Source organism: Rhizobium sp. NFR03, assembly GCF_900111275.1.
Lineage (GTDB): Bacteria > Pseudomonadota > Alphaproteobacteria > Rhizobiales > Rhizobiaceae > Ferranicluibacter.
Window position 1 is genome coordinate 116,607 of sequence record NZ_FOGR01000007.1, and the last position, 24,994, is coordinate 141,600.

Genomic DNA, 24,994 nt, shown 5'->3' on the forward strand with positions numbered 1-24,994 from the left:
CCATTCATCAGCTCAACTTATTCTGCCGCTCCCAAATCCAGAAGGATCTTGTCGTCATGCCGAACCTGCCCGCCTCTGCATTCCTTCTGTCTCTGGCCTTTGCGGTCGCCACGCCGGCGCTGGCCGCAGACAAGGTGACCTTCGGCACGAACTGGCTCGCCCAGGCCGAGCACGGCGGCTACTATCAGGCGATCGCGGACGGTACCTATGCGAAATACGGGCTCGACGTTTCCATCCGGCAAGGCGGGCCGCAGGCTGCAAATCGCAACCTGCTGATTGCGGGTCAGATCGATTTCTACATGGGTGGCACGCTCGGCTCGTTCGATGCGGTGGCACAGGGCATTCCGCTCGTTACGGTCGCCGCCATCTTCCAGAAGGATCCGCAGGGCATCCTCGCGCATCCCGATGCCGGCATCGAGCGTTTCGAGGATCTGGCGAAGGCCAAGACGATCTTCATGGGCAAGGAAGGTTTCACCACCTATTTCACGTGGATGAAGGCCAATTTCAAGGGCTTCTCCGACGAGCAGTTCAAGCCCTACCAGTTCAACCCCGGCCCGTTCCTTGCCGACAAGGCTTCGGCCCAGCAGGGCTACATCACCTCGGAACCCTTCGAGATCGAACATCAGGCCGGCTTCAAGCCCAAGGTCTTCCTTCTCGCCGATGCCGGCTACGATCCTTATTCCACGACGATCGAGACGCAGACGGCACTGGTGGAGAAGAATCCGGACCTCGTGCAGCGCTTCGTCGATGCGACGGCCATCGGCTGGTACAATTACATGTATGGCGACAACAAGGCTGCCAACGCCCTGATCAAGACCGACAATCCCGAGATGACGGATGAGCAGCTGGCCTTCTCGCTTGCCAAAATGAAGGAATTCGACGTTCTGGAATCCGGCGACGCCAAGGAGGGCGGTATCGGATGCATGACCGACGCACACTACAAGGACTTCTACGACAAGATGGCGGCCATCGACGTTGTGAAGAAGGACCTCGATATCAAGAAATCCTACACGCTGCAGTTCACGTGCAAGAAGGTGGGCATGGACCTGAAGAAGTCCTGATCCGATGAAGCAGGCCGTTCCCTCCGACAATCCCCTCGGCAGTGACGCGTCGCCCGCCCCCGCGTCACCCCGTAGTGTCGTGTCGCTCCGCGATGTCACCAAGCGCTTCTCCAACGGCACGCTCGCCCTCTCGCGCATGACCATGGATATCCGCAAGGGCGAGTTCGTCAGTTTGCTCGGACCTTCCGGCTGCGGCAAGTCGACGGCGCTGCGGATCATTGCGGGGCTCGGGCGTCCGTCGCAGGGCCTCGTGGACTGGCCGGCCTCGCGGATCGGCCGGGACGGGCGACCGGATGCCGATATCGGATTTGTCTTTCAGGAGCCGACGCTGATGCCCTGGAAGCCGGTGTTCGACAATGCCTATCTGCCTCTTCGCCTGAAGGGCATGGGCAAAGGCGAGGTCCGCGACCGGGTGATGGCCGCGCTGGAAACGGTGGGTCTCAAGGACTTTGCCAGGGCTTACCCGCGAGAGCTCTCGGGGGGAATGCGTATGCGAGTATCGATTGCCCGCGCTCTCGTGACCGATCCGAAGCTTCTCCTGATGGACGAGCCCTTCGGTGCGCTTGACGAGATTACCCGGCAAAAACTGAACGATGACGTGCTCCGTCTCTGGAGCGAGAAGGATCTGACCGTGGTGTTCGTCACGCACTCCGTCTTCGAAGCCGCCTATCTCTCCAGCCGCATCGCCGTCATGGGCGCACGGCCCGGCCGGGTCGTCGCGGATATGATGCTGCCGCGCCCCGAAGGTCGCGAGAAGGACTTGGGCTTTCGCGCATCCGAAGCCTATGCCGATCTCTGCCGAAGCGTTTCGCAGGCACTGGGCCATGCCATCGCGGCACCCGTCAGCGAGGGCGCCTGACATGGCGGCCGTTCCCGATCCTGCCTCGACCGAAGACAAGCCGGGCCTTGGCCGTAGCCGGCTGCTGCGGGTAGCGGTTCCCGCCATCATGCTCGGTCTGACCCTGCTCGTCTGGGAGATCTATGTCCGCGTCAACGCCGTGCCCCCGTACATCCTGCCGGCACCGAGCCTCGTTGCGCAGACGCTGGTCAAGGACTGGGGCACCCTCTATCCGGCCCTGCTCGTCACGCTGCGCATCACATTTTCAGCGCTCATCCTCGCGCTCGTCGGCGGCACGCTGCTGGCCGTTCTGCTCGTCCAGTCGAAATGGGTGGAGCTGGCGCTCTACCCCTATGCCGTCATCCTGCAGGTGACGCCGATCGTCGCCATCGCGCCGCTCATCCTCGTCTACGTCTCCTCGACGCAGGCGGCGATCATGATCTGCGCCTTCCTCGTCGCCTTCTTCCCCATCCTGTCCAACATGGTGCAGGGCCTGAAGAGCGTCGATCACAATCTGCTTAATCTCTATGATCTCTATGGCGCAAGCCGCTGGCAGCAACTTCGCATGCTGAAGCTGCCGGCCGCGCTGCCATATTTCATGACAGGGCTGAAGATCGGTGGCGGATTATCGCTTATCGCGGCTGTCGTCGCTGAGTTTGCGGCGGGCTCTGCCGGCGCGGGCTCCGGTCTCGCCTTCCGGCTGCTCGAGGCGCAGTACCGCCTCAACATTCCCCGGCTGTTCGCGGCACTTGTGCTTCTTTCGGCAACCGGTGTCGCCATTTTCGCCCTCACATCGGTCGTCGCCTGGCTGTCGCTGCGCCGCTGGCACGAAAGCGCGCTTGCGCGGGAGAACTGACCATATGATGGATGACACGACGTCTAACAGGCTCCTGATCCGGAAGGGGCGGATTCCCGGCAAGACAGGATTCTTGGCGGCCGACATCCGTCTGGTCGACGGCCTGATCGACACCATCGCCGCATCCGGTTCGCTGACGCCGGCAGATGGCGAGACGGTGCTGGATGCCGATGACGGCATCGTCCTGCCGGCCTTCGTCGATCTGCACACCCATCTCGACAAGGGGCACATCACGCCGCGCAAGCCCAATCCGGATGGTTCCTTCATGGGCGCTTTGACGGCTGTTTCAGTCGATCGCATGGCGAACTGGAACGCCGCCGATGTCGAGGCGCGCATGGAATTCGCGCTGCGCTGCGCCTATGCGCATGGCACGGCGGCCATCCGGACCCATCTCGATTCCGCTCCGCCCCAGCACGAGATTTCCTGGCCGGTTTTCGCGCGCAAGCGTGAGGAATGGGCCGGGCGCATCGAGCTTCAGGCGACGGCGCTCTGCGGGCCGGATCATGCGCTCGACAAGGCTCTGGTCGAAGAACTCGCCCGTACGGTCAAGACCTATGGCGGATCTCTCGGCGGGGCGATCTCCGTCTTCGACCGCGCAGGGGAAGCCATCGCAAACCTCGTGGATGCCGCCGGCCGGCATGGCCTCGACCTCGACCTCCATATCGACGAGAGCGGCGATACCGCCTCGCGCAGCCTCTCAATCCTTGCCGACCGCGTGATCGAGACCGGCTTTTCCGGCCGCGTGCTCGCCGGCCATTGTTGCTCGCTTGCGATCCTCGCCGGCGAAGATGCGAAAGCGACCATTGCCCGCGTCGCCGAGGCCGGCATCTCCGTCGTGTCACTGCCGATGTGCAATCTTTACCTTCAGGACCGGCAGACCGGGGAAACCCCGCGCTGGCGGGGCGTAACGCTGTTGCGCGAGCTGAAGGCGGCGGGCGTCGCGGTCTCTGTCGCCTCCGACAATACGCGCGATCCGTTCTACGCCTATGGCGACCTCGATATGATGGAGGTGCTGCGCGAAAGCGTGCGCATCGGGCATCTGGACCATCCGGGGGAAGGGCTCGCCGACTGGTTTTCGGCCGTCGCCGCCGTCCCGGCGCAAACCGCCGGCTTTGCCTACGGTGCGACACTGAGCGCCGGCGCGCCGGCCGATCTCGTCGTCACACGGGCCCGCACGCCGGGCGAACTGTTCTCCCGGCCCCAGTCCGACCGCACCGTCATCCGCGCCGGCAAGGTCATCTCGGCAAAGCTACCCGACTATCGCGAACTCGACACCCTTTTCGGAGTGACACCATGACGCTCGACGCTTTCCGCAACGATATCGGCTCCATTTCGGTCGAAGACAATCCCAAGCTGGTTCAGAAGAAGAGCCGCGATTTCTACTGGTATTCGCCGGTGCTCAAGCGCCAGCTGGATCATGTCACGGGCGATCTTATCGTCAGCCCGAAGTCTGAAGGTGAGGTGGTCGAGGTTCTTGCGGCGGCACACCGGCACGGCATCGCCATCACCCCGCGCGGTGCCGGCACCGGCAATTACGGGCAGGCCATGCCGCTTGCCGGCGGCGTGGTGCTCAACCTTGCCGAGATGAACCGCATCATCGAAACGAGCCCGGTGCATGTGAAGGCGGAAACCGGCGTCATTCTTGAGAAGATCGACCAGCACACGCGGGCAGCGCATGGCAGCGAAATCCGGTTCTTCCCGTCCACCTATCGCACCGCGACAGTCGGCGGCTTCGTTGCAGGCGGGTCGGGCGGCGTCGGGTCGATCCGTTGGGGCGGCCTGCGGGCGCTCGGCAACATTCTCGGGCTCACCGTCGTCACCTGCGAGGCGGTGCCGCGCGTGCTGAAGATCGAGGGTGCGGATATCCTCAAGGTCGCGCATGCCTACGGCACCAACGGCATCATCACCGATGTGACACTGCCTCTGACCGCCGCCTATGACTGGATCGACAGTCTGGTCGCCTTTCCCGACGTGATGGCCGCAACGCGCTTCGCCGAAGCTCTGGCGCGACAGGATGGTATCCTCACCAAGGAGATCGCGGTGGTCGGCGCACCCGTGGCACACGACTACTTCCCGCACTACCGGCGTTTCTTCGCACGCGAAGCTTCGCTCGTCGTCATCATCGCGGCGCCGCATGCCATGAATGCGCTCTCCCTTCTCACCGCGCATCACAAGGGCGATCTCGTCTTCCGGTCCGACACGGTGCCGCCAGAGGAAAAGCGGCAGTTTCCGCCGGTCTACGAACTCTGCTGGAACCATACGACGATGCGCGGCCTGAAGGTCGATCCGTCGATCACCTATCTCCAGACGCAGTATCCGGATTTCGAGCATGTCCGCCGCATCCACGAGATCCTCGGCGACGAGATGCCGCTCCATCTGGAGATGATCCGCTTCGACGGCCGCGTCGTCTTCTCCGGCCTGCCGATTGTTCGCTATACCAGCGAGGAGCGATTGGAAGAGATCATCGCCATTCATGAGAACAATGGCTGCCTCGTCTTTAATCCGCACCGCTACACGCTGGAGGAGGGCGGCATGAAGCAGACGGATGCGAGGCAGCTCGCCTTCAAGCGCGAGGCCGACCCGAAGGGACTGCTGAATCCCGGCAAGATGGTCGCCTGGGAAAATCCGGATTACGACTTCAACCAGAAGCGTAGCTGGGTCTTTGCCGGGCTGCAAAGCATGGATGCGGCGTGAGACATGGCACGTATCCTCCTCATCCACGCGCATCCGGTGGAGACCAGCTACAGCGCGCAACTGCGGGACGTCGCCCGTCAGGCGCTGGAAGCGCGGGGGCACGAGGTCGATCTCATATCGCTCTACGATGACGGCTTCGACGCGGTTCTCTCGCGCGAGGAACGCCTGAACTACCATGACGAGACTATCAATATCACGCCTGATATCGCGCCCTATGTTGCGCGCATCCGAGCAGCGGATGCGGTGGTGCTCGTGCATCCCGTCTGGAATTTCGGCCTGCCGGCGATTCTGAAAGGCTTTTTCGACCGGGTGTTCGTTCCGGGTGTCGCGTTCAAGATGGCGGATGGCGACAAGGGCAAGCTCGTGCGCATTCTCCACAACGTCAAGTCGGTGGCGGTCATCACCACGTATGGCGGTCCGCGTTTTCGCGCCATGCTCGTCGGCGACCCGCCGCGCAAGGTGGCGCGCCGCGTGCTGTGGGCGATCTTCCGACCGAAAAAGCCGGTGCGCTATCTCGCGCTCTATAATATGAACGGCAACGGCCCGGCCGAGCTTGAGGCGTTCAAGGCGAAGGTGGCAAAGGCGATGGCATCGTTCTAGTCTGTTCAGAGCAGGACGTGCCGGAGAAGGAGACAGCTTGGCAGGCGGCATCAAGACGGCGACCGACACGATGGATGTCGGTGAGCGAACCCGCGGCGAACTTGACATCCGGCAACTTCGCGTGCTGAAGACATTGCTGTCGGAGAGCAGCGTCTCTCGAACTGCGGCGATCCACGGGCTCAGCCAACCAGCGGTCAGCCTCACGTTGCGCCGCTTTCGGGCGATGACGGGAGACCCGCTTCTGGTACGCAGCGGCACGGGTCTCGCACCGACGCCGCGGGCGCAGGACCTCGTCACATTGGTCGATCGCATCCTCGACGATATCGACCATCTCGCAGGACGCGAGGCGGATTTCGATCCGGCAACGTCGCAGAGGCGGGTACGGATCGTTGCGGCAACGAGTTTCGGTCCCTTTCTTGTTCCCCGGCTTATCCGTCATCTACGGCACGTTGCGCCGCATATGATGCTGGAAATGCTGCCCATGCCGAGCATGGCGGCGCTTCAACAATTGCTGGAGGCCGGCGAGGTCGATCTGGTCCTTGCCCACCGCCAGCCTGCTTCCCGCAATCTGCGGGGCGAGACCGTTACCGAGTGCCGGACCGTCTGCATGATGGACCGGGGTCATCGGCTCGCAGGGGCGCCCTCGATCTCCATGGATGACTATCTGGACCTCGAGCACCTGTCGCCGAACCCGCCCCATGGCGCGTCCGTCAGTCCCATCGACGGGCATCTCGCAGAACTCGGCCTGCAACGGCGCATCCGTGCCAGTCTTTCCGAATATGCGCTCGTGCCCATGGTGCTGGCCGGCAGCGATCTCGTCTTTACGACGTCCAAGCCGTTCGCGGATCATTTCGCAGCGCTGTCGGATATCGCTGTGGTCGATGCGCCGGAAGAATTCGGCGCCATGCCCGTCTTCCTGTTCTGGCATGAGCGTTCGCATCATTCGACCTTCAACGCCTGGCTTCGCCGCCTTGTGCGTGACATGCTCGTGTAGCGGCGTTCCGGGGCGACAGAACATGTTTACCGCCTGTTAAAGCGGTCGTTTTAATGTTGCCGGAAAGTGTAGAGTGACATTGTACGGTGGCATGGCGTGGGGGTGCTGTGACTGCCGGCAGGCGACAGGTTCGAGCGGCGGAGACGGTGCCCGCGCTGGAAACGTCGAAGGGGGCTTCCGTACACGGGAAGCATGAGAAACGGGGCTGGCATGGACAATTTTGCGTTTCTTCTGCCGGTCATTCTTTTCGCCTTCGGGCTCACCTTCCTGTTTGTCGGGCGCCACGAGCCGCGGTCCGCCCCCTGGTGGGGAGCCGGCTTTCTCTCTGCCGCTCTGGGCTTCATCATGCCGGTTCTGCCGGAAGCCATTCCCGGTCCGTTCAGGTCGGTGGTGGCCGACACGCTCTTCCTGCTGGCGTTGAGCTTCTACGGGCAGGGATTGCTGGCGCAGTTCCATCGGCAACTGCCGGTTTGGCCAAGAGCAGGCATCGTTGCGGTCGGCATCGTCGCCTCCGTCATTTCGACGCTTGTTCTCGAAAACCCGACGATATCCCTCGCGGCCAATGACCTGCTCACGTCCCTTTGCCTTGCGGTGCCAGCTTTCGCCGTCGTTCGGCATGCGCGGGGCCTACTGCAGCGCGTTCTTGTCGGCATTGTCTTCGCCATCATCGCGGATTCGATCGTCCGCAACATTGTCATGACGGTGCTGAACCGCAATCCGAGCGACTTCGAAACGTTCCTCGCTTCGCCCTATGCCTTCTTCATGCAGGCGACCAGCGCCGTCATCGGTATCCTGCTGGCGCTGGCGGCGCTCGGTTGCGTGACGCTGGAAGTGATCGGCCGCTATAAGGATGTCGCCGAAAAGGACCCGCTGACGGGTCTGTTCAACCGCCGCGGCTTCGACAGATTGTCCGGTCAGAAGACGACCGCGGGCGCGGTGATCGTCTGCGATATCGATCATTTCAAGCGGGTCAACGACCGGTACGGTCATGCCGCCGGCGATGCGGTGATCGCGGAGCTGGCCCGCATTCTGGCTCTGGAACCGGCCGACGGTGCCGTTCTCGCCCGGTTCGGAGGCGAAGAATTCGTGATCTTCCTGCCCGGCATCGCGCTTGATGCCGCGCTTCCGGTGGCGCATGCCATGCATGCGCGGATCGGATCGACGGACTGGTCTCGGATCGGCGTCAGCGCGGTCACCGCCAGCTTCGGCGTCGCGGCATCGCGCAGCGGCGACCTCAGCATCTACGAGGTCGTGGCCCGCGCCGATCGCGCCCTCTATGCAGCGAAGACGGCAGGCAGAAACTGTGTGTTCACGGAAGGCGAACGGCTGTCCGAGCCGCGTCCGCCCTCGGCACGCGCTGTCGCCTGATCGTTCGCTCTATTCGGAACTGACGTTGCCTCGCCCGGCGGCAGCCTGTGTCGCGGCGTCGCGGATGGCAAGCCACCGCGTGCGCTCCAGCGTCGCATCGCCGAGCGCCCGGTGCGCGGGTTGCGCCGGCTCGGTGCTTTCGATCATGCCTTTGACAAAATCGGCGATCTCGCGGCGCGTAAATGTGCCATCCATGATCGCCCGGGCGTGCTCCAGAAACACATCGTCGGATTTCCCGAGCCTGAGCGCGTGGCGCGGCAGGCCGCCCGCGCGCAGCAGCACGCTCAGCCATTTTCCATCCCATGAGGGCGCGCTGGCATAAAGCGCATGGCCCCCGAGCGTTTCCAGCATCTCGCGCGCAACGTCTTCCACGGGCGTGCCTTCCTGATGGAGACGGCGGCGGGTAAGTCCGTGGATCCGCTCGGCCTTCATGGACCAGTCATCCCATTCGGGCGCCGGGCGGATGAGGTGGGAGCGCGACGTGCCATCCTCGAAGACCCAGGCGACCTCGACCGGATAGCTCTTCTTGCCAAGAGAGGAGGCTTCGAAATCGAGAAACACGAGCATCGTTTCGGTCCAGAATGATGTGCGGCATGAGAGCACAGACGTTCGCGGTCATACGCGATTCATTGCCTCATGCCGAGCGCACAGAGCGGCATCCTGAATCAAACGAGCAGACGACATCATGTGAAATGATCATTGACTCATTATACCAGTTGTCGTTAGATGCTCCGACAGAACGGGATCAACACATATGACATCGATTGCACTTTTCGGCGCCGGCGGCAAAATGGGCACGCGGCTGGCGCGCAACCTCATCGGCTCGCGCTTCGACATTCGCCCTGTCGAGGTGAGCGAGGCCGGCCGGGCGCGGCTTCAGGCCGACCTCGGTCTCGCCTGCTTCTCCGTGGATGAGGCGCTTGATGGCGCGGATGTCGTCGTGCTCGCCGTGCCGGATACGGCCATCGGCAAAGTCGCCTCCGGCATTATCGACAAGCTCGCGCCCGGAACCATGGTTGTCGTGCTGGATGCTGCCGCACCCTTTGCCGGCCACCTGCCCGAACGGGCCGATATCACCTATTTCGTCACACACCCCTGCCATCCGCCGATCTTCAACGACGAGACGGAGATGGCGGCGAAGAAGGATCATTTCGGCGGGATCGCCGCCAAGCAGCACATCGTCTCTGCGCTGATGCAGGGGCCGGAAGAGCATTATGCGCTCGGCGAAGAGGTGGCCAAGACCATCTGGGCGCCGGTGATGCGCTCGCACCGGGTGACGGTCGAGCAGATGGCGATCCTGGAGCCGGGTCTTTCGGAGACGGTCTGCGCCTCGCTGCTGGTCGTCATGAGTCAGGCGCTGGACGAGTGCGTGAAGCGCGGCGTGCCGGAACAGGCGGCACGCGACTTCCTGCTCGGTCACATGAACGTGCTGGGCGCCGTCATCTTCAAGGAAGTCGATGGCGTGTTCTCGGATGCCTGCAACAAGGCCATCGAATTCGGCATCCCCGCGCTGATGCGCGACGACTGGAAGAACGTCTTCGAGCCGCAGGAAATCGCCGAGAGCATCCGGCGCATAACCTGATCAAGAGATCGACGGTTCCGCTCTCGGGCGGGCTCGTCCGATGAGGGAACAGGACCCGCAGGGAGGCGGGTCCTTCGAACAGATACCACCGGGAGGAACCACATGAAACTTTCACGCAGACTGACCCTCGCCGCCTTTGCCGGCGTTCTCGCGCTCGGCACGGCCATGCCGTCTTACGCAGCCGATCTTATCGCGATCATTACCCCGAGCCATGACAATCCGTTCTTCAAGGCCGAAGCCGTCGGCGCCGAAGCCAAAGCGAAGGAGCTTGGCTACGAAACGCTCGTTCTCGTCCACGACGATGATGCCAACAAGCAGTCGCAGCTGATCGACACCGCTATCGGCCGCGGCGCCAAAGCCATCATTCTCGACAATGCCGGCTCCGAAGCCTCGATCGCCGCCGTGCAGAAGGCGAAGGACGCAAAGATCCCGTCCTTCCTCATCGACCGCGAAATTAATGCGACAGGCGTTGCCGTCTCGCAGATTGTGTCCAACAACTATCAGGGCGCTCAGCTTGGCGCCGAAGAGTTCGTCAAGCTGATGGGTGAGAAGGGCAATTACGTCGAGCTGCTGGGCCGCGAGGCGGATCTCAATGCCGGCATTCGCTCCAAGGGCTACCACGATATCATCGACGAATATCCTGATCTGAAGATGGTGGCGCAGCAGTCCGCCAACTGGAGCCAGACGGAAGGCTACTCCAAGATGGAGACCATCCTGCAGGCCAATCCGGACATCAAGGGCGTGATCGCCGGCAACGACACGATGGCGATGGGTGCGATCGCGGCGCTGCAGGCGGCCGGTCGCAAGGACGTGATCGTTGTCGGCTTCGACGGCTCCAACGATGTTCGCGACAGCATCAAGGCGGGCGGCATCAAGGCGACTGTGATGCAGCCGGCTTACGCTCAGGCCCAGATGGCCGTCGAGCAGGCCGATGCGTACATCAAGACAGGCAAGGCGCCGGCTGAAGAAAAACAGCTGATGGACTGCGTGCTGATCAACGCCGACAATGCCGACAAGCTCGAGACCTTCGCGCTCAAGGATTGATCTCGATCTTACGAGGCGGGCGGCTCGTCCACAGGCGCCGCCCGCGCCTTTTCCCATCCGGAGTTGACGGAATGCCGCGTTTCACCGCCGCTGCCGCGCTTTGCCTCGTCTCGGCCACGATCATGGTCCTGGCCGGCTGCAAGATCATCAAGACGCCGACGGCCGAAGAAGCTGCGGAGGCCGCAAGCGGCGGCTTCAATCCCGAGAGGCAGGCGACGGATCTATGGACGCCTAAGGTGTTGCCCTACCTCACGTCGAAAGCCGGTGCCTATGCCGAGGTCGCAGCGCTGATCGCTTCCGATCCCGATGCGGCTGCCGCGAAATACGGCCACAAGGAAAAGGAGGGCAACGCCCCCTGGACCTATGCCGCCAAGGTTTCGGGCATCGTGATCAAGGCCGAGACCACGTCGCGCGCCGGCTATCTCGACACGGATATCGATGGCGACGGAAAAGCGGATGTTCGGGTCCAGATCGGGCCGGTCATCAAGGGTACGGCAATCCGCGACAGCCTCGATTTCGTGAGTTTCAACCGGTTCAAGAACCAGATCCAGTGGGCCGAATTCGGCAAGGCTTTCAATGCCCATCTCAACGCTCAGCTGTTGCAGGCACTGCCGCGCGAAGGGCTTGATGGCAGGAGGATCGAGGCGGTTGGCGCTTTTCCCGTGCCGGCGAAAGGTCAATTGCCTCTGCTGACGCCCGTCGCCCTGACGCTGGAACCATGACGATGGCTCCCGATACGAGCAGCGCGGTCGAGGACGACATCATCCTTCAACTGGAGGACGTGACTAAGGTCTATTCGGGCATCGTCGCGGTCAGGAATGCCAATCTGTCGCTTCGCCGCGGCGCGGTAAACGTGCTTGTCGGCGAGAACGGGGCCGGCAAATCGACGCTCATGCGGATGATTGCCGGTGTCGAGCGTCCGTCGCTCGGGCGCATTCTGCTCGATGGCAAACCGGTCGAATTTCATTCGCCGGCCGATGCGCAGAAACACGGTATCGGCATGGTCTTCCAGGAGCTGAACCTCTTCGGCAACCTGTCCGTCGCCGAGAACATCTTCGCGACCCGCGAGATCGTCCGCGGCTTTACCGGCATCGATCACAAGGCGCAGATCGAGAAAGCCAACATTTTCCTCGACCGGCTGGATGCCGGTATCAGCGCGGAGACGATGGTGGAGGACCTGCCGATCGGCCAGCAGCAGCTGGTGGAGATCGCCAAGGCGCTTTCCCTCGACACGCGCATTCTCATTCTCGACGAGCCGACCTCGGCCCTGTCCGCCGCGGAAGTCGATATCCTGTTCAAGGTGATCGCCGAGCTGAAGGCGCAGGGTGTAGCGATCGTCTACATCTCGCACCGGCTGGAAGAGCTGATGCGCATCGGCGACCACATCACCGTGCTTCGGGACGGACAGATTACCGGCCAGGCCTTGGTCAAGGACATCGACACCCGCTGGATCGTCCGCTCGATGATCGGCTCGGACGCCAAGGATTTCGCGAAATCCGTCGATCACGCCATGGGTCGCGAAGCGTTCCGTGCGGAGGATATCTCGCTTGCACGACGAACGGGAGGACTTGCGGTCGATCATCTCTCGATCTCCGTCAGGGCGGGCGAGGTGCTGGGTATTTATGGCCTTATGGGCGCCGGGCGCAGCGAGTTCTTCGAATGCGTCATGGGACAGCATCCGCATGCGACCGGCCGCATTTTTGTCGATGGCGAGGAGATCGCCGCGCGCGACACGCCGACGCGCATCAAGCGCGGCTTGGCGCTGATCCCGGAAGACCGGCAGCGCGAAGGCCTTGTGCAGGTGCTGTCGATCGCCGCGAACCTGACGCTTGCCAGCCTCGACCGGTTCGTGCGCTTCAAATTTCACATTGCCGGTGAGCGTGAACGCTCTGCCATCGCGTCCGCGATCAGGGATCTCGCCATCAAGGCGCCGAACCCGGATTTCGACGTCACCTCCATGTCCGGCGGCAACCAGCAGAAGGTGGTCATCGGCAAGGCGCTGATGACGAAGCCGAAGGTTCTGCTGATGGACGAGCCGAGCCGCGGTATCGATGTCGGCGCGAAGGCCGACGTCTTCCGCACCATGCGCCGTCTGGCGGGCGAGGGGCTCGCCATCCTGTTCTCCACCTCGGATCTCGAGGAGGTGATGGCGCTCTCCGACCGGATCGCCGTGATGAGCAATGGTCGCATCACCACCATTCTCGACCGGGCGGAGGCAAGCGAGGAAGCGATCGTGCGCGCGGCATCGATCGGCCACAAATCGACACAGACAAGCGGGGATATCGCGCCATGACGACGGCCACCACGACCACACCGGCAGCCGCGACGGACAGCGGCTCGCTTCTGTTGACGCTGATGAAGCTGCGCACGTTCATCGCGCTTTTCGCCGTCATCGCCTTCTTCTCGGCTTTTGCGCCAAACTTTCTCTCGACGGCCAACATCATCCTGATGTCGAAGCATGTGGCGCTCAACGCGTTCCTCGCCATGGGCATGACCTTCGTCATCATCACCGGCGGCATCGACCTGTCGGTCGGCTCCATCGTCGGCCTCTGCGGCATGGTGGCCGGCGGGCTGATCCTCAACGGCATCGATCTGCAGATCGGCTACACGATCTATTTCAACATCGTCGAAGTCTGCCTGATCACGCTTGCCGTCGGCATCCTCATCGGCGCGGTCAACGGATTGCTGATCACCCGGCTGAACGTCGCGCCCTTCATCGCCACGCTCGGCACGCTCTATGTGGCCCGTGGCCTCGCGCTGCTCTCGTCGGACGGTCAGACCTTTCCGAACCTTATCGGCAAACCGGAGCTGGCCACCACGGGCTTCGGCTTTCTGGGCTCGGGCCGTATCATCGGCCTGCCGGTATCGATCTGGATCCTGATCGTCGTCGCGCTTGCCGCAGCCTACTTCGCCCGCAACGTGCCGCTCGGCCGCCAGATCTTCGCCGTCGGCGGCAATGAGCGGGCGGCGCGCATGTCGGGCATCCGGGTGAACCGGGTGAAGATGTTCGTCTACATGTTCTCCGGCTTCTGCGCGGCCATCGTCGGTATCGTCATTTCATCCGAACTTATGGCCGCACATCCGGCAACGGGCAATTCGTTCGAGCTCAATGCCATCGCGGCCGCGGTCCTTGGGGGCACGTCCATGTCGGGCGGGCGGGGCACGATCGGCGGAACGATCATCGGCGCCTTCGTCATCGGCATCCTGTCGGACGGGCTCGTGATGATGGGAGTCTCCTCCTTCTGGCAGATGGTCATCAAAGGCATCGTCATCATCGTCGCCGTGGTGGTCGATCAGGCCCAGCGCCGGCTGCAGCAGCAGGTCGCCCTGATGCAACTGGCCAAGAAAGGCTGATCGTCATCCTCCCGGACATCGCTCAGGCCGGCGAGCCTTTGCGGCGGGAGCCATGTTCCCGTCGCTCCCAGAAGACGAGCACGATGCTGGACGTAACGATCAGCAGGGCGCCGATGAAGACGTTCACGGCAGGCACCTCGGCCCAGATCAGATAGCCGTAGATGAAGGCCCACATCAGGCCGGTATATTCGATCGGCGCGATGGCGGAAGCGGGCGCGTAGCGAAAGCCGTCATAGAGCAGGTACTGCCCGATCGTGGAAATGAGGCCGAGTGCCAGCAGGAGGCCCCAGCCCGTCGCATCCGGCGTCGTCCACACCCAGGGCAGCGACAGCGCGCAGGCAAGGCCAAAGAGAAGGCTCGTCGCATACATCTGGGTCAGCGTGGATTCGCTGCGGCTGACAAGACGCACGAGGATCGTGCTCCAGGCCCAGCAGAAACCTGCAACGACGCACATGGCGGCCGGCAGGAGGTTCGGTGAATGCGTGGGGTTGGCGGCCACGACCACGCCGATGAAGCCGCCGATACAGGCGATCCAGCGCCCCGTGCCGATCGTTTCCTTCAGCACGAGGATCGACAGGAACATGACCATGATCGGCGCCGAGAAATAGAGCGTCGTCAGTTCCGCAAGGCCGAGCGTGCGGGCCGCATTGTAAAACAGCAGCCAGGCGACCAGCATCAGCGCCGCGCGCAGCACCAGTGTCTTCCGGTGGGGGCTCTGCCAGGCGGAGGGGTGTTTGCGAACGCGAACGAGCACGCCGGTGATGGCGACGATCACGAGGCTGCGGAAGAAGAGGATCTGCGGCACCGCATAGTCCGCCACCAGCCATTTGACGATCGCATCCTGCAAGGCGAAGCAGGCATATCCCGCCGAGGCCAGCGCGATGCCTGTCAGCGGTCCCTTGTCCTTGATGTCCGAAACCATGTGACCCTCCAGCGGCGCCCCTTGAACAAGGGCCAAGCCATCGACACCGCCGCAATGGCAGGAACCGGCTTGCGCCGCAACGGCAAATTCTGTCACATTTTGTGCCGGTCACTCCGGTGCGGCCTTGAGGGTGGGGAAGCATGTCATGATCGATCGTTTGATGTCGGATCAAGATCCAGACCAAGGTGCTGGTGCTTGTGACACCGTTCGTGCTTGGCATCACCGCTGTCGGGTCGTCCTTTTTCCGCCTGCTGGATGAGGACGACAGACCGCGCGCGCGGGCTGCCTGATCGGTTGCTCAGGCGCGCTGCTGCCGATTTCGGTTGAATTGCGGAGACAGCGCGATACCGTCAGGCTCTGAAATGACGGGAGCATCCTTGATGACGTTGACCGACGAGAGACTGCGGGAGTTGCGGGAGAAATATGCGGACGCTCACGGAGGCGAGATCGCCGATCCGCGCTTTCGTCGCGTGGCCGCGCATATCTTTTCCGAGAGCGGCACACGCGCCGCGCCTTATTCCGGCATCCCCACGCTGCTGTCTGCGCCTCTGGTGAAGCCGGGAGATGCCGAGGCATTCGACGTGCTGCAAGTGGCGCTGCTCGGTATTCCCATGGATCTCGGCGTGACGAACCGCACCGGATCCCGCTTCGGACCACGAGCACTGCGGACGATCGAGCGGATCGGGCCTTACAACCATGTCCTCGAGGTCGCGCCCGTTCATGAGCTTCGCGTGGCCGATATCGGCGATGTTCCGTTTCGCAGCCGCTACCGGCTGGAGATGAGCCACGAGGATATCGAGCAGCATGTGGACAGGATCGTCGCCAAGGGCATCCTGCCACTGTCGGTCGGCGGCGACCATTCCGTCACGCACCCCATTCTTCGGTCCGTCGGGCGGGATCGGCCGGTCGGCATGATTCATATCGATGCCCACTGCGACACGGGTGGTGCGTACGACCTGACCAAGTTCCACCATGGCGGCCCGTTCCGCAACGCGGTCCTCGACGGCGTTCTCGATCCGACGCGGGTCATCCAGATCGGCATTCGCGGCTCGTCCGAATATCTCTGGGAATTCTCCTACGATGCAGGAATGACTGTGATCCATGCGGAGGAGGTGAGCGGTCTGGGCATCGCCGCGATCATCGAGAAGGCGCGGGCGATTGTCGGCGACGGAGCGACCTATCTGTCCTTCGATATCGATAGTCTCGATCCGGCCTTTGCACCCGGCACGGGAACGCCGGAGATCGGCGGCCTGACCACGCGGGAGGCGCTGGAGCTCTTACGCGGCCTGAAAGGCTTGAATTTCGTCGGTGGTGATGTCGTGGAGGTCGCGCCGCAATATGACAGCACGACCAACACCGCACAGGCCGGGGCGCAGATGCTGTTCGAGATTCTCAGCCTGCTCGCGTTCAGCCCGTCCTTGAAGCCGTGACGTCGGTAATTCGCCTCAAGCGCTCTCGCGAGAGTTCTCGTAGACCGAAACTTCGCATAGAACGGATCGAAGATGCGGGAGGATTCGATGCGGGACGTTCTGGTTGAGCTTGAGAAGCGCCGTTCGGAAGCCAGGCTCGGGGGTGGGCGGAAGCGTATCGATGTGCAGCATGGAAAGGGCAAGCTGACGGCGCGCGAGCGCATCGACGTGCTGCTGGACGCGGACTCCTTCGAAGAATACGACATGTACGTCACGCACCGCGCGGTCGATTTCGGCATGGCCGAGCAGAAGACCGCAGGCGACGGCGTGGTGACGGGCTGGGGCACCATCAACGGCCGCCAGGTCTATGTGTTCAGCCAAGACTTCACGGTACTCGGCGGCTCACTGTCTGAGACCCATGCGCAGAAGATCTGCAAGATCATGGACATGGCTGTGCGCAACGGCGCGCCGGTGATCGGCTTGAACGACAGCGGCGGCGCACGCATCCAGGAAGGTGTGGCCTCGTTGGCCGGCTATGCGGAGGTCTTCCGCCGCAATGCCGAGGTTTCCGGCGTCATTCCGCAGATCTCGGTGATCATGGGTCCTTGTGCCGGCGGCGCCGTCTATTCGCCCGCCATGACCGACTTCATCTTCATGGTGCGCGACAGCTCCTATATGTTCGTCACCGGTCCCGATGTCGTGAAGACCGTAACGAACGAGATCGTGACGGCGGAGGAACTGGGCGGCGCGGGCACGCATACCAGAAAGTCCTCGGTTGCCGATGCAGCCTATGAGAACGACGTGGAAACGCTGGAGCAGGTGCGTCTGCTGTTCGATTTCCTGCCGCTGAACAACCGGCAGAAACCGCCCGTTCGCCCGGTGCATGACGATCCGACCCGCGTCGAGGCGCGGCTCGACAGTCTGATTCCCGACAGTTCGTCCAAGCCCTACGACATGAAGGAACTGATCCTCGCCATTGCCGACGAGGGCGATTTCTTCGAGTTGCAGGAGGCTTTCGCTCGCAACATCGTTACCGGCTTCATCCGTATCGAAGGAGAGACCATCGGCATCGTTGCCAACCAGCCGATGGTGCTTGCCGGTTGCCTCGACATCGACAGCTCCCGCAAGGCCGCCCGCTTCGTCCGCTTCTGCGATGCCTTCTCCATCCCCATCCTGACGCTGGTGGATGTTCCCGGCTTTCTTCCCGGCGTGGCGCAGGAGTATGGCGGCGTGATCAAGCATGGCGCGAAACTGCTGTTTGCCTATTCGGAGGCGACCGTTCCCATGGTGACGCTGATCACCCGGAAGGCCTATGGCGGCGCTTACGATGTCATGGCCTCCAAGCACATCGGCGCCGATATCAACTATGCCTGGCCGACGGCCGAGATCGCGGTCATGGGGGCGAAGGGCGCAACCGAGATCCTGTATCGCTCCGAGCTTTCGGATGCGGAGAAGATCGCAGCCCGGACGAAGGAGTATGAGGAGCGGTTTGCCAATCCCTTCGTGGCGGCGGAGCGCGGGTTCATCGACGAGGTGATCATGCCGCGCTCCTCGCGCCGGCGCATCGCGCGCGCCTTTGCCTCGCTGCGCAACAAGCAGGTCACGACCCACTGGAAGAAGCACGACACGATCCCGCTCTAGGGTCCCCGTCGCCTTCGCATTCTCCCGTCAGCCAATCGAGATTGGACCAGAGCCCGTGATCAAGAAAATTCTCATCGCCAACCGTGGCGAAATCGCCTGCCGGGTCATCCGCACGGCGCGGAAGATGGGTATCAAAACGGTCGCGGTCTATTCCGATGCGGACCGCGAGGCGCTGCATGTGCGGGAGGCCGACGAGGCCGTCCATATCGGCCCGGCGCCCTCAAGCCAGTCCTATATCGTCATCGACCGTATTCTGGACGCCGTTCGCACGTCGGGGGCGGACGCCGTGCATCCCGGCTACGGCTTTCTGTCTGAGAATGCGGTCTTTGCCGCGGCGCTGGAAAAGGCGGGCGTCATCTTCATCGGGCCGCCGGTCGGCGCCATCGAGGCGATGGGTGACAAGATAACCTCGAAGAAGATCGCAGCCGAAGCCGGTGTGTCCACCGTGCCCGGTCACATGGGCCTGATTGCGGACGCGGACGAGGCCGTGCGGATCTCCTCGCAGATCGGCTACCCCGTGATGATCAAGGCTTCGGCCGGCGGCGGCGGCAAGGGCATGCGGATCGCATGGAACGACACGGAGGCTCGCGAGGGATTTCAGTCTTCGAAGAACGAGGCGAAGAGTTCCTTCGGGGACGATCGTATCTTCATCGAGAAGTTCGTGACGCAACCCCGCCATATCGAGATCCAGATACTGGGCGACAGGCACGGCACCGTGCTTTATCTCGGCGAGCGCGAATGCTCGATCCAGCGGCGAAACCAGAAGGTCATCGAAGAGGCTCCGTCGCCGTTTCTCGATGAGGCGACCCGGCGCGCCATGGGCGAGCAGGCCGTGGCGCTGTCGAAAGCGGAGGGCTACCATTCGGCCGGCACGGTCGAGTTCATCGTGGATGGCGAGCGAAATTTCTACTTCCTCGAGATGAACACTCGCCTTCAGGTCGAGCATCCCGTCACGGAACTGATCACCGGCATCGATCTGGTGGAGCAGATGATCCGTGTGGCCTCCGGCGAGGCCCTGCAATTTGGCCAGCACGATGTGACGCTGAACGGCTGGGCCATCGAAAGCCGGCTCTATGCCGAAGACCCCTACCGCAATTTCCTGCCGTCCATCGGTCGCCTGACGCGTTATCGTCCGCCGGCAGAAGGCGAGACGGCCGACGGTTGCGTGTTGCGCAACGATACCGGGGTGACGGAGGGCGGCGAGATCTCGATGTATTACGACCCGATGGTCGCCAAGCTCTGCGCGTGGGCCCCGGACCGGCTCTCGGCCATCGATACCATGTCGCAGGCGCTGGATGATTTCGAGGTCGAGGGTATCGGCCACAATCTTCCTTTCCTCTCGGCTGTCATGCAGCACGATCGTTTCCGATCTGGCCGGATCACCACGGCCTTCATTGCAGAGGAGTTTCCCGACGGGTTCCGCGGCGTGGCGCCGGATACGGCAGCGGAGCGGGTGCTGGCGGCCGTGGCGACACTGGTGAACCAGGTATTGCAGGAGCGCGCGGTGCAGATCTCCGGCACCCTCGGTCATCGCCGCCGCACCGTATCGAAGGCGTGGGTGGTGCGCTTCGATGAAACGGAGCTTGCGGTCACCATCGAGGCAGGCGCGGAAGGCACCGCCATTCGCTTTGCGGACGGCACCGTGCTCTCGACGGCTGGCGCCTACGTTCCCGGAGCCTCCCATGCCCGCTTCGTCATCGGTGGCGAGCCGGTCGGCGTCAAGATTGACCTCATCGGTTCCGCCATCCGCCTGCGCTGGCGCGGCATGGAGGTCAAGGCGCATGTCCGCTCGCCGCAGGTTGCAGCACTTGCCCGGATAATGCCGAGGAAGCTGCCGCCGGATACATCGAAACTGCTGCTCTGCCCCATGCCCGGCGTCATCACGGCGATCGCTGTCGCCGTCGGTGAGACAGTCGAGGCCGGTCAGCCGTTAGCGACCGTCGAGGCGATGAAGATGGAGAACATCCTGCGCGCCGAGCGTCGCGGCGTGGTGAAGCGCGTGGCGGTGGAGGCGGGCACCAGCCTGGCTGTGGACGAGGTCGTGCTTGAATTTGAATGATCCCGGTCGCCATCACGGCATGCGGCGGTTATCGTCGCGACGGGCATCGAGGACGAAGAGATGACGAAACATTCGCAAGACAAGTCAGCTGTCGCGACCGACACCTTGTCCGACTGGACGGAACTGGCGGAGAAGGAGCTGAAGCGCTCCCCCGACGGCCTCACCTGGCAGACGCCGGAGGGCATTGCCATCAAGCCGCTCTACACCGCAGACGACCTCGAGGGCGTAGATCATCTCGGGTCGCTGCCGGGCTTTGCGCCCTTCACCCGCGGTCCGCGCGCGACCATGTATGCGGGACGGCCATGGACGATCCGGCAATATGCGGGGTTCTCGACCGCCGAGGCGTCCAATGCCTTCTACCGCAAGGCACTGGCGGCCGGTCAGCAAGGCGTGTCCGTTGCCTTCGATCTCGCCACCCATCGTGGCTATGACAGCGATCACCCGCGCGTGGAAGGCGATGTCGGCAAGGCCGGCGTCGCTATCGATAGTGTCGAGGACATGAAGATCCTGTTCGACGGCATTCCGCTCGACAAGGTCTCGGTATCGATGACCATGAACGGCGCCGTCATTCCGATCCTTGCGAGCTTCATCGTGGCAGGAGAGGAGCAGGGCATGCCGCGCGCGGCTCTCTCCGGCACCATCCAGAACGACATTCTCAAGGAGTTCATGGTCCGCAACACCTACATCTATCCGCCGGAACCCTCCATGCGGATCATTGCCGATATCATCGACTACACGGCGCGGGAGATGCCGAAGTTCAACTCCGTCTCCATCTCGGGCTATCACATGCAGGAGGCCGGCGCGACGCTGGTACAGGAACTGGCCTTCACGCTCGCGGACGGGCGCGAATATGTCCGGGCTGCCATCGCCAAAGGTCTCGATGTCGATGCCTTCGCCGGACGGTTGTCCTTCTTTTTCGCCATCGGCATGAACTTTTTCATGGAGGCGGCAAAGCTGCGGGCGGCGCGCCTGCTCTGGTCGCGCATCATGGAGGAGTTCGGGCCGAAACAGGCGTCGTCCCTCATGCTGCGCACGCATTGCCAGACGTCCGGTGTGTCTCTGCAGGAGCAGGACCCTTACAACAACATCGTCCGCACCGCGTTCGAAGCGATGTCGGCGGTGCTGGGCGGTACGCAATCTCTGCACACCAATTCCTTCGATGAAGCGATTGCGTTGCCGACGGAGTTTTCCGCCCGCATCGCCCGCAACACGCAGTTGATCCTCCAGCATGAAACCGGCGTGACCAAAGTGGTCGATCCGCTCGCCGGGTCCTATTACGTCGAGAGCCTGACGGCCGAGCTTGCGGAGAAAGCCTGGGCACTGATCGAGGAGGTCGAGGCGCTGGGTGGCATGACGAAGGCGGTGGCCGACGGATATCCGAAGCGGCTGATCGAGGAAGCGGCCACCCGGCGTCAGGCGGCGGTGGATCGGGGCGAGGAGGTCATCGTCGGCGTCAACAAATATCGGCTGGAGACGGAGGACGATCTCGACATTCTCGACATCGATAATGCCGCGGTGCGCGCGGGCCAGATCCGTCGTATCGAAGAAACCCGCCGTCGCCGCAGCGCGTCGGAGGTGACGGCGGCGCTCGATGCCTTGACCGAAGCTGCAAGAACCGGTTCCGGAAATCTACTCGAACTGGCCGTCGATGCTGCGCGTGCGCGCGCCACTGTCGGGGAGATCTCGGATGCCCTGCGCGTGGTCTTCGGCGATCACGCCGCCGTGCCGGCGGTCGTCAGCGATATCTATGGTAACGCCTACAAGGGCGATCCGGAACTGGAGACGCTGACGGCGCGCATCTCCGCGGTCACGGCTCGCATCGGCATGCGGCCGAAGGTGATGGTGGCAAAGCTCGGGCAGGATGGTCACGATCGCGGTGCGAAGATCATCGCGTCGGCCTTCGGCGATATCGGCTTTGAAATCCTCGCCGGTCCCTTGTTCCAGACGCCGGACGAGGCGGCCGGAATGGCGTTGGCCGCGAAGGTTCACGTCGTCGGCGTCTCGTCGCTGGCAGCCGGCCACAAGACGCTGCTGCCGCAGCTGATCTCGGCACTGCGGGAGAATGGCGGGGGTGAGGTGATCGTCGTCTGCGGCGGCGTCGTCCCCCGGCAGGATTATGCGTTCCTTCTGGAGCAGGGGGTTGCCGCCATCTTCGGGCCGGGCACCAATGTCATGGAGGCCGCCAACGCGATCCTCGATATCCTGGAAGGCAAGCGGCGCAATACGGGAGGGGAGGCATGATCACCGGCCTCAATCACGTCGCCATCGCGGTTCCTGATCTGGAAAAGGCCGCTTCGCAATATCGCGCGATGGGCGCAGAGGTGTCCGACGCGCAGGATCTTGCCGAGCATGGTGTCACCGTCGTCTTCGTCGCGCTGCCGAACACCAAGATCGAGCTGCTCCATCCGCTCGGCGAAGACTCTCCCATTGCGGCCTTCCTGGAGAAGAACCCTTCGGGAGGTCTCCATCACATCTGCCTTGATGTCGGCGACATCGCCGGGATGACAGGTATTGTCGCGGCCAACGGTATCCGCGTTCTCGGCGATGGCCGACCGAAGATCGGCGCGCATGGCAAGCCTGTCGTTTTCCTGCATCCGAAAGACACGCAAGGTGCGCTTCTGGAGTTCGAGCAGGCCTAAGGTTCTATGGTCTCGCCCGTCGCCCGAGCGGCCAGCGCAGGATGCCGACGGCGTAGAGCGGTAGCCAGACGAGCACCGGCTGGAGCGCCAGACGCGGGATGTGATAGAGCCAGGGGAGGGCGCCCGCATCGACCGCCGTCAGCCCGTCGATGGCATGCTTGATGTTGGCGGGGTAGACGCAGATGGCATAAAGCGCGAGGCCGAAGGCGGCGAACCGCTCGGTGGGCCGAAGCCAGAGGCCAATGGCGCCCAGAAGCTCGCAGACGCCGGTCAGCGCAATGACGATGTGCGGATAGGGCACCCAGCCCGGCGTGATTGTCAGGAAGGGCGAGGGCCAGACCACATGCAGCATGCCTGCGGCTGCATAGAACAAGGAGAGCCCGACACGCAGGCCGCTATGCCGTTCATTGCCGCGCGTCACTCTTTCCATAGCGCTCTCATCCTCCCGTGAAGAGCGAGGATTATGTCAGCTTCCGTTAACATGTGACACCACAATACGGATAACCCGCCGCTTCAGGGAAGCGGCGGGCCTTGACCTCGCAAGCTGGGAGTGGCGCCCCGAGGTCAGCGGGAAGGTCCGAATCCTGCGGGCTCTACAGATTGGCCAGCAGATCGTTGACGCGGCTCTCCATATCGGCAAGGGCCGCGTCGACCTCCTTCTGACCGGTCATCGCGGCATTCATTTCCTGTCCGATGATGTCCTGAATCGCGAACTGGCGCTGAACGGTCGAGGGCAGGGCCGTGCCGAGCGTGGCGATGGGTGCCACCGTGTCGCGGTGCGGCAAGGCCTTGAACTCGGGTGTCTCGAATACGGCCTTTACTGACGGCAGATGGCCGGTGCGGGACCATTCGAAGTCGTTATCCTTGAAGAACTTCAGGAACTTGCCGATTGCCGCCGTCTCTTCGGCCGAGCGATCCTTCTGCGAGATCCCCCAGGCATGGCCATCGGCATATTGCGCCTTCTTGCCGGGGAAGAGTTGCGGATAGGGATAGACGGTATAGCCGCCCTTGTTGAGCGCGGTTCCCGGTGTTTGCGATGAGGCGTTATAGTCGCCGATCACCCAGGTTCCGTTGAGGTGCACCCCGCCTTCGCCGGCGAGGAAAGCATTGATGCTGCCGGCGTAGTCCATGTCCTTCGTCGTGTCGCCTTGATCGAAGATCGCCTTGTACATTTCCAGCACCTTCTTTGCTTCCGGCGTGTTCAGCTTCACCTTCAGCGGGTCGGCAAAGAAGTCGGAATCCTGCTGGAACAGGTAGGTGTAGAAATTGCGGGTATAGAGCGCCGTCTCGTTTGCCAGGTTCTGGATGAAGTAGGGCTTGCCGGTCTTCTCGCGAAATTGCTTCGCCTGTGCGAGGAGTTCATCGACACTGGTGGGCAGCTTCGGCGTGCCATCGGCATTGACGAGGTCGGCCTGTTTAAAGAGGTCCATGTTGATGTGATACAGCATGGTCCAGTTGTCGATCGGCAGGCCGTAGATCTGCCCGTCCTTGGTCACGCCGTTGCGGGCTGCATCCGTAAAGTCGTCCGGCTTCACGCCGACGGAGGCGAGAACCTCGTCGAGTGGCATGAGGAGGCCCTTGGACTGGTAGTCCGACAGGGCGGAATGATGGATCGAGACGATATCAGGTGGATCTCCGGCCGCAAATTGTGCGGTCAGCTGGTCGTAGCCCGGCCACTCCACCGTCGTCACGGTGATATGGATATCGGGATTGTCGGCGTTGAACTTGTTGATCATCGACGTGATGATCCCGCATTCTCCAACGGCCTTGGCGACATCGGTATTGGTCCCGAAATCTGCGTCGCAAGCACCGAAAAAGCGCTGCAGGCTCAGTTCCGTGGCCGCGAAAGACGGCGTCGCCGCCATCATGGCAAGGGCCGAAGCCGCCGCCAGAACAGACGATTTCCATATATGCATCATGCGTGTCTCCTCCA

Annotated in this window: 22 protein-coding genes; 18 read left to right on the plus strand and 4 right to left on the minus strand. The window is 62.8% G+C overall.

Going from position 1 to position 24,994, the window contains the following annotated elements; translation table 11 throughout:
* Positions 1-56: 56 nt before the first annotated feature.
* The 8 genes from BSG19_RS19900 (at position 57) to BSG19_RS19935 (ending at position 8,411) form a co-directional block, all read left to right on the plus strand.
* On the plus strand, positions 57-1,061 hold the full coding sequence (locus tag BSG19_RS19900; protein ID WP_092989767.1) for an ABC transporter substrate-binding protein: 1,005 nt from the start codon (positions 57-59) through the stop codon (positions 1,059-1,061).
* A gap of 4 nt (positions 1,062-1,065) precedes the next feature.
* Positions 1,066-1,920, plus strand: a complete 855-nt coding sequence (locus tag BSG19_RS19905) for an ABC transporter ATP-binding protein (protein ID WP_092989768.1) — start codon at positions 1,066-1,068, stop codon at positions 1,918-1,920.
* A gap of 1 nt (position 1,921) precedes the next feature.
* Positions 1,922-2,755: an ABC transporter permease gene (locus BSG19_RS19910; protein WP_092989769.1), complete on the plus strand. Its 834-nt coding sequence runs from the start codon at positions 1,922-1,924 to the stop codon at positions 2,753-2,755.
* Between the two features lie 4 nt (positions 2,756-2,759).
* Positions 2,760-4,052 (plus strand): cytosine deaminase, encoded by a 1,293-nt coding sequence (locus BSG19_RS19915; RefSeq protein WP_092989770.1) that lies wholly within the window; start codon positions 2,760-2,762, stop codon positions 4,050-4,052.
* Positions 4,049-5,449 (plus strand): FAD-binding oxidoreductase, encoded by a 1,401-nt coding sequence (locus tag BSG19_RS19920; RefSeq protein WP_092989771.1) that lies wholly within the window; start codon positions 4,049-4,051, stop codon positions 5,447-5,449. The genes BSG19_RS19915 and BSG19_RS19920 overlap by 4 nt, the downstream gene beginning before the upstream one ends.
* Before the next feature lie 3 nt (positions 5,450-5,452).
* Positions 5,453-6,049 (plus strand): NAD(P)H-dependent oxidoreductase, encoded by a 597-nt coding sequence (locus tag BSG19_RS19925; protein WP_092989772.1) that lies wholly within the window; start codon positions 5,453-5,455, stop codon positions 6,047-6,049.
* Between the two features lie 37 nt (positions 6,050-6,086).
* Positions 6,087-7,043, plus strand: a complete 957-nt coding sequence (locus BSG19_RS19930) for a LysR family transcriptional regulator (RefSeq protein WP_092989773.1) — start codon at positions 6,087-6,089, stop codon at positions 7,041-7,043.
* Between the two features lie 210 nt (positions 7,044-7,253).
* Positions 7,254-8,411, plus strand: coding sequence for a GGDEF domain-containing protein (locus BSG19_RS19935; RefSeq protein ID WP_170866047.1), 1,158 nt, complete (start codon positions 7,254-7,256; stop codon positions 8,409-8,411).
* A 9-nt stretch (positions 8,412-8,420) separates the two neighbouring features.
* Here BSG19_RS19935 and BSG19_RS19940 read toward each other — a convergent pair whose 3' ends face one another.
* Complete coding sequence (locus BSG19_RS19940) at positions 8,421-8,978, minus strand: 3'-5' exonuclease (RefSeq protein ID WP_092989775.1); 558 nt, start codon at positions 8,976-8,978, stop codon at positions 8,421-8,423.
* A gap of 187 nt (positions 8,979-9,165) precedes the next feature.
* On the opposite strand from BSG19_RS19940, the gene BSG19_RS19945 reads away from it, so the two are divergent.
* The 5 genes from BSG19_RS19945 to BSG19_RS19965 all read left to right on the plus strand — a co-directional run bounded on the left by BSG19_RS19945 (position 9,166) and on the right by BSG19_RS19965 (position 14,391).
* Positions 9,166-9,993: a phosphogluconate dehydrogenase C-terminal domain-containing protein gene (locus BSG19_RS19945; protein ID WP_092989776.1), complete on the plus strand. Its 828-nt coding sequence runs from the start codon at positions 9,166-9,168 to the stop codon at positions 9,991-9,993.
* Positions 9,994-10,095: 102 nt separating this feature from the next.
* On the plus strand, positions 10,096-11,037 hold the full coding sequence (locus tag BSG19_RS19950) for a D-ribose ABC transporter substrate-binding protein (RefSeq protein ID WP_092936922.1): 942 nt from the start codon (positions 10,096-10,098) through the stop codon (positions 11,035-11,037).
* Positions 11,038-11,108: 71 nt separating this feature from the next.
* On the plus strand, positions 11,109-11,759 hold the full coding sequence (locus BSG19_RS19955) for a DUF2291 family protein (protein WP_092989777.1): 651 nt from the start codon (positions 11,109-11,111) through the stop codon (positions 11,757-11,759).
* Positions 11,756-13,330: a sugar ABC transporter ATP-binding protein gene (locus BSG19_RS19960; protein ID WP_092989778.1), complete on the plus strand. Its 1,575-nt coding sequence runs from the start codon at positions 11,756-11,758 to the stop codon at positions 13,328-13,330. Before BSG19_RS19955 ends, BSG19_RS19960 begins: the two co-directional genes overlap by 4 nt.
* Positions 13,327-14,391 carry an ABC transporter permease gene (locus BSG19_RS19965; RefSeq protein WP_092989779.1) on the plus strand — a complete coding sequence of 355 codons (1,065 nt, stop codon included), beginning with the start codon at positions 13,327-13,329 and terminating at the stop codon, positions 14,389-14,391. Before BSG19_RS19960 ends, BSG19_RS19965 begins: the two co-directional genes overlap by 4 nt.
* 22 nt (positions 14,392-14,413) lie before the next feature.
* Here the strand turns inward: BSG19_RS19965 and BSG19_RS19970 are convergent, their stop codons facing one another.
* Positions 14,414-15,313 (minus strand): DMT family transporter, encoded by a 900-nt coding sequence (locus BSG19_RS19970; RefSeq protein WP_092989780.1) that lies wholly within the window; start codon positions 15,311-15,313, stop codon positions 14,414-14,416.
* Between the two features lie 380 nt (positions 15,314-15,693).
* Here BSG19_RS19970 and speB point away from each other — a divergent pair, with 380 nt between their 5' ends.
* From speB to mce, 5 genes are all read left to right on the plus strand, one after another.
* Positions 15,694-16,743, plus strand: a complete 1,050-nt coding sequence (gene speB, locus BSG19_RS19975) for an agmatinase (RefSeq protein ID WP_092989818.1) — start codon at positions 15,694-15,696, stop codon at positions 16,741-16,743.
* Between the two features lie 87 nt (positions 16,744-16,830).
* Positions 16,831-18,363 (plus strand): acyl-CoA carboxylase subunit beta, encoded by a 1,533-nt coding sequence (locus BSG19_RS19980; RefSeq protein WP_092989819.1) that lies wholly within the window; start codon positions 16,831-16,833, stop codon positions 18,361-18,363.
* Between the two features lie 55 nt (positions 18,364-18,418).
* Positions 18,419-20,422, plus strand: coding sequence for an acetyl-CoA carboxylase biotin carboxylase subunit (locus BSG19_RS19985; RefSeq protein WP_092989781.1), 2,004 nt, complete (start codon positions 18,419-18,421; stop codon positions 20,420-20,422).
* A gap of 60 nt (positions 20,423-20,482) precedes the next feature.
* Entirely contained in the window at positions 20,483-22,663 is a 2,181-nt protein-coding gene (gene scpA / locus BSG19_RS19990; RefSeq protein WP_092989782.1) for a methylmalonyl-CoA mutase, read from the plus strand.
* The gene (gene mce / locus BSG19_RS19995; RefSeq protein WP_092989783.1) at positions 22,660-23,061 is read left to right on the plus strand and encodes a methylmalonyl-CoA epimerase; all 402 of its coding nucleotides are present in this window, start codon (positions 22,660-22,662) and stop codon (positions 23,059-23,061) included. Before scpA ends, mce begins: the two co-directional genes overlap by 4 nt.
* A gap of 4 nt (positions 23,062-23,065) precedes the next feature.
* On the opposite strand, the gene BSG19_RS20000 is transcribed toward mce, so the two are convergent.
* Complete coding sequence (locus BSG19_RS20000; protein ID WP_092989784.1) at positions 23,066-23,491, minus strand: DoxX family protein; 426 nt, start codon at positions 23,489-23,491, stop codon at positions 23,066-23,068.
* A gap of 163 nt (positions 23,492-23,654) precedes the next feature.
* Positions 23,655-24,980, minus strand: a complete 1,326-nt coding sequence (locus BSG19_RS20005; protein WP_092989785.1) for an extracellular solute-binding protein — start codon at positions 24,978-24,980, stop codon at positions 23,655-23,657.
* Positions 24,981-24,994 lie beyond the last annotated feature (14 nt).